Annotated in this window: 4 protein-coding genes and 1 pseudogene; 3 read left to right on the top strand and 2 right to left on the bottom strand. The window is 32.3% G+C overall.

The window, feature by feature from the left end; all coding sequences use genetic code 11:
* Nucleotides 1–172: 172 nt before the first annotated feature.
* Complete coding sequence (locus tag Q8S45_RS07620) at nt 173–1015, bottom strand: hypothetical protein (RefSeq protein WP_305603173.1); 843 nt, start codon at nt 1013–1015, stop codon at nt 173–175.
* 203 nt (nt 1016–1218) lie between these two features.
* Here Q8S45_RS07620 and rpsO point away from each other — a divergent pair, with 203 nt between their 5' ends.
* The 3 genes from rpsO (at nt 1219) to Q8S45_RS07635 (ending at nt 4391) form a co-directional block, all read left to right on the top strand.
* Nucleotides 1219–1488, top strand: a complete 270-nt coding sequence (gene rpsO, locus Q8S45_RS07625; RefSeq protein ID WP_305603176.1) for a 30S ribosomal protein S15 — start codon at nt 1219–1221, stop codon at nt 1486–1488.
* 142 nt (nt 1489–1630) lie between these two features.
* Nucleotides 1631–3856: a polyribonucleotide nucleotidyltransferase gene (locus Q8S45_RS07630; protein WP_305603186.1), complete on the top strand. Its 2226-nt coding sequence runs from the start codon at nt 1631–1633 to the stop codon at nt 3854–3856.
* A 139-nt stretch (nt 3857–3995) separates the two neighbouring features.
* A complete protein-coding gene (locus Q8S45_RS07635) occupies nt 3996–4391 on the top strand; it encodes a heavy metal-binding domain-containing protein (protein WP_305603188.1) in 396 nt (131 codons plus the stop codon).
* Between the two features lie 98 nt (nt 4392–4489).
* On the opposite strand, the pseudogene Q8S45_RS07640 reads toward Q8S45_RS07635, so the two are convergent.
* A pseudogene (locus tag Q8S45_RS07640) lies at nt 4490–5386 on the bottom strand (IS256 family transposase); the annotation flags it as partial.
* Nucleotides 5387–5525: the final 139 nt, after the last annotated feature.

Genomic DNA, 5525 nt, shown 5'->3' on the forward strand with positions numbered 1-5525 from the left:
CTGCTTTGAAACTAATAAACATGAATAATGTTTCTCTAATACTAATTTTACACATTCAAGTTTAAATGTGTAATCATATTTCACTTTTCTTTCCATAAAAATACCCCCAAATAGTGTCTAACTTTTTGGGGGCAGTCTAAATTTGCTCGCTTTTTTTATGCTTTTAAAATAATTATTTGAATCTTTTTCTTAAAGTAATTTCTTTTTCTTCCCCAGTACTATTTGTAAATACCGCTTTATCATCACAACTTCCATCTCCAAAATTTAAAGTTCCAATACTTCCATTTTTATTAATTTCAATAATTCCACTTACAATAAATCTACATGCCATTTCTCTTCTAAGTGGTTCTAAAACTTTAACACTAAATACATTTCCATTTTTGTGGGTTGAAGACCAATTTCCAGTTATTAAGAAAATATCATCTCCTAAACCTCTTGTGCCAAAACCAGCAATCCATACTCTTATTTTAGTTCCTTTTCTGGTTGCAAAATCACCATTTGGCCATGTAACTTTAACATCATAATTAACCGTAGATTGAGGTTTTCCGTTCTCATTTTGTCTAACTTTTACAATTGTATTTTCTCCTTCAACACGCAAATCATTAAAATAGAAATTGTCATAGGTAGATGTAATTGTTATAGTAGGAGTTGTAGTGTCGATTGCAAAACTCATAATAATTTTTCCACTTAAAACATTTCCATTTGGTAATGTACAGCCTGTACCAAAATCTAAGGTAACTGTTTTTGAAGTGCTTGTTAAAACAATAGTTTTAGTAACGCAGTCTAAACCACCTGCATCAGAATTTTCAGTTTTACCAGCAAGTCCCTCGGTTGCAAAATAGTCATCTACAACACTACTAACATCATCTGCAATATCATCAATTTCAACTAATGCTATAGTTTCTTCAGATGAAATTGGTTCTGCGTCATCATTATCATTACTACAATTAACAGCAAAAAAGCTAATGGAAACTAATAGCAATAAAATTTTTAATTTAATAATTTGGTTTTTCATAATTAATGTGGGTTTACAGTTAAACAAATTTATATTTTTTATACACCTAAGACTGTTAAAAATTAAAAAGGTTTAATCTATTAAAATTTATTTTAGTTTTTTAGTAAGGAATTGTTATTCAAAATAATAATAGTATATTTGCCGTCTGTTAACTGGGAGATAGTTAGCAATACATAAAAATTATTAATAAAATTAATGTTAGCATGTACTTAACAAAAGAAAAAAAAGCGGAAATTTTCGCTAAGCATGGTGAATCTGCTGTAAATACTGGTTCATCAGAAGGACAAATTGCCTTATTTACTTACCGTATCAATCACTTAACTGAACATTTGAAAAGAAATCGTAAAGATTTTAATACAGAGCGTGCTCTTGTGATGTTAGTAGGAAAAAGAAGAAATTTACTAGATTATTTAATTAAAACAGATATTGTAAAATATCGTGAGTTAATTATAGAACTAGGAATTAGAAAATAATTCGATAAGAAAGAGGCAGATTTGCCTCTTTTTTGTTTAAATTTAGCAAACTATTAAAGAAAGCAATATTAAACTTTTGATTGGTAAAACGCAACACAACAACGAACACCAAATTGTTTAATTAATTAACAAAAACTATTTTATGATACCTAAGGTACATACACAAATTATTGATTTAGGAGATGGTAGAACCATTTCTTTAGAAACAGGAAAATTAGCAAAACAAGCACATGGTTCTGTTGTAGTACAAATGGGAAATGCAATGCTACTATGTACGGTAGTTTCAAATTACAGTGCAAGCCCTGGAATTGACTTTTTACCACTCACAGTAGACTACAGAGAAAAATTTGCAGCTGCAGGTAAATATCCTGGAGGTTTCTTTAAAAGAGAAGCAAGACCAAGTGATGGCGAAGTGTTAACAATGCGTTTAGTTGATCGGGTTTTAAGACCTTTATTTCCTAAAGATTACCATGCAGAAACACAAGTGATGATACAATTAATGTCTCATGACGAAAATGTAATGCCTGATGCATTAGCTGGTTTAGCTGCATCAGCAGCAATTCAATTAAGTGATCTTCCTTTTGAAACACCAATTTCGGAAGTGCGTGTTGCTAGAATAAATGGTGAATTTGTAATCAATCCAAGTAGAACACAATTATTAGAAGCTGATATTGACATGATGGTTGGTGCTTCTGCTGATTCTGTTATGATGGTTGAAGGAGAAATGGATGAATGTAGCGAAGAAGAAATGGCAGATGCTATTAAATTTGCACATGAAGCAATTAAAATTCAATGTGCTGCTCAAATTGCATTGGCTGAATCTTTTGGTAAAAAAGAAACTCGTGAATACGAATTAGCAATAAAAGATGAAGATATTGAGAAAAAAGCACACGATTTCTCTTATCAAAAAGTATATGATGTTGCAAAAGCAGGAAGTTCTAAACACGAACGCAGTGCTGCATTTGCTGCAATTAAAGAAGAATTTAAGGCTACTTTTACAGATGAAGAATTAGCTGAAAAAGGCTCTTTAATTTCACAATATTATTCAAAGGCAGAAAAAAGTGCTATTAGAAACTTAACTCTTGAAGAAGGTTTACGTTTAGATGGTAGAAAAACTACTGATATACGTCCAATTTGGTGTGAAATAGATTATTTACCATCAACACATGGTTCTGCAATTTTCACTAGAGGTGAAACACAAGCATTGGCAACAGTTACTTTGGGAACTTCAAGAGAGTCTAACCAAATTGATATGCCAACATTTTCAGGTGAAGAATCTTTTTACTTACATTATAACTTCCCTCCATTTTCAACAGGTGAAGCTCGCCCATTAAGAGGAACTTCACGTAGAGAAGTTGGTCACGGAAATTTAGCACAACGCGCATTAAAAGGAATGATTCCTTCAGATTGTCCTTATACAGTTAGAGTTGTTTCAGAAGTTTTAGAATCTAATGGTTCATCTTCAATGGCAACAGTTTGTGCTGGTACAATGGCTTTAATGGATGCGGGTGTTAAATTGAAAAAACCAGTTTCAGGTATTGCTATGGGATTAATTTCTGATGGTAATCGTTATGCTGTTTTAAGTGATATTTTAGGTGATGAAGATCATTTAGGAGATATGGATTTTAAAGTAACAGGAACTGCAGATGGAATTACTGCTTGTCAAATGGATATTAAGATTAAAGGATTATCCTATGAAATTTTAGTGAATGCCTTAAAACAAGCAAGAGATGGTAGATTACATATTTTAGAAAAATTAACTGAAGCAATTGCTGCACCTAATGCAGATGTTAAAGCTCATGCACCTAAAATGGTTACAAGAAACATTCCAAATGAATTTATTGGGGCCTTAATTGGACCGGGTGGAAAAGTTATTCAAGAGATGCAAAAATCTACTGGCTGTACCATTGTTATAAATGAAGACCCAATTACAACAGAAGGAATTGTTGAGATTTTAGGGACTAATCAAGCAGGAATTGATGCTGTATTAGCCAAAATAGATTCCTTATTATTCAAGCCACAAGTTGGAAGTATTTACGAAGTTAAAGTAATTAAAATTTTAGACTTTGGCCCTGTTGTAGAATATACGGCAGCTCCTGGAAATGAGGTATTATTACACATTTCTGAATTAGCATGGGAACGTACAGATAATGTTACAGATGTTGTTAATTTAGGTGATATTTTTGATGTAAAATACTTTGGAAAAGATCCAAAAACAAGAAAAGAGAAAGTATCTCGAAAAGCCATTTTACCAAAACCAGAAGGTTTTAAAGAAAGACCACCTCGCGATAATACAAGAGATAGTCGTTCTAATGACCATCGTGGTGGAGATAGAGATAGAAAACCTAGACCACCGAGAAACGACTAAATTGAATTGTCAGATTCTGAATAAAAAAGAGCTTCACAATTATGTGAAGCTCTTTTTTAGTGAAAAATTGTAATTAAATTTTATTAACTTCGTCCATTATACAGAAAATAAATTCAAATAATTTTTTAAACTTTAAATTATGAAAAATACCATAGTATTAATTGCAATTATTTTTTCTTTTTCAATTGTTTTAACTTCTTGTAAAGACACTAAAAAAGTTGAGGCAGAGGTTGAAAATCATGATGGTCATGACCACAATAGTGATGAAATGGCAGCAAATGAAGTATACCAATGCCCAATGGATTGTGAAAAAGGGAAAACGTATGAAGAAGCAGGTTCTTGTCCTGTTTGTAAAATGGATTTAAAAGCTAATGCTTCTGAAGAAGGAGAAATACAACACACAGAAAATTGTAAATGTAAAGCTGCTGGAGAGTGCACTTGTGCTGATGGAAAATGTGAATGTCAAGCAGAAATTGCTTCTATGACTAAAAATAGTAAAAATTGTGAGTCTGGAAAATGCGAATGTAAAGCATAATTTTTTTGAGAACTTATAAAAAAAAAGTGCTTAATAGGAATTAAGCGACACTATCCTATAATTTGTGTAAGTTAAAAATAACTTGGGTTGGAATTTACTTAAATTCTGACCCTTTTTTCATAGATGATTAAGAACTGATTGAGGATAATTCCCCAATTTTGGATTGGCATAGACCATTTTTTGGTCGCCTCTCTTACTGACAAATATACGGATTTCATTACCGCCTCATCCGTTGGAAACGATAATTTATTTTTCGTGTATTTTCTAATTTTCCCATTGAGATTTTCAATCAAGTTAGTGGTATAGATTATTTTGCGTATTTCAACAGGGAATTCAAAGAAGACTGTAAGCTCTTCCCAATTCTCTTTCCAGCTTTTAACAGCATACAAATACTTAGTACTCCATTTGTTTGAAAAGTCTTCTAAAGCTGCTTCTGCAGCACTTTTAGTTGGCGCATTGTAGATGTTTTTCATATCCCTAGTAAATTCTTTTTTTTCTTTCCATACCACATATCTAGCAGCATTGCGAATTTGATGTACCACACATATTTGTGTTTTAGATTCAGGAAATACGGTCTTTATAGTATCGGTAAACCCATTGAGATTATCGGTAGCTGTAATGAGCATATCTTCCACACCACGTGCTTTTAAATCAGTGAGTACGCTCATCCAAAAAGCAGCTGATTCATTCTTTCCCAGCCAAAGTCCCAGCACTTCCTTTTGACCATCTCTAAGCAATCCTACAGCAATGTATACGGTTTTATTAATTACCTTAGAGTTCTCTCGTACCTTAAACACAATGCCATCCATCCAAACAATTAAATAAACGGGCTCTAATGGTCTGTTTTGCCACGCCACAATATCATTGGTTATTTTATCAGTTATCCTGGAGATGGTGGAAGTCGATACCTCAAAATTATAAACCTCTCTAATCTGTTCTTCGATATCACTATTGCTCATTCCTTTAGCATAAAGCGATACGATGACGTTTTCAATATTAACCCGACGGCATTATATCTATAATTATCAAGCTGCATATTGAATATCTTTATGATTGAAATATTTTTGAACTCTATCTGGATTTTGAACTAACATTTGCATATGGTTTTCTAAATTTTCTTTAAGTTTTTCATGG

Source organism: Lutibacter sp. (assembly GCF_030692605.1).
In the GTDB taxonomy this organism is placed as follows: domain Bacteria; phylum Bacteroidota; class Bacteroidia; order Flavobacteriales; family Flavobacteriaceae; genus Lutibacter.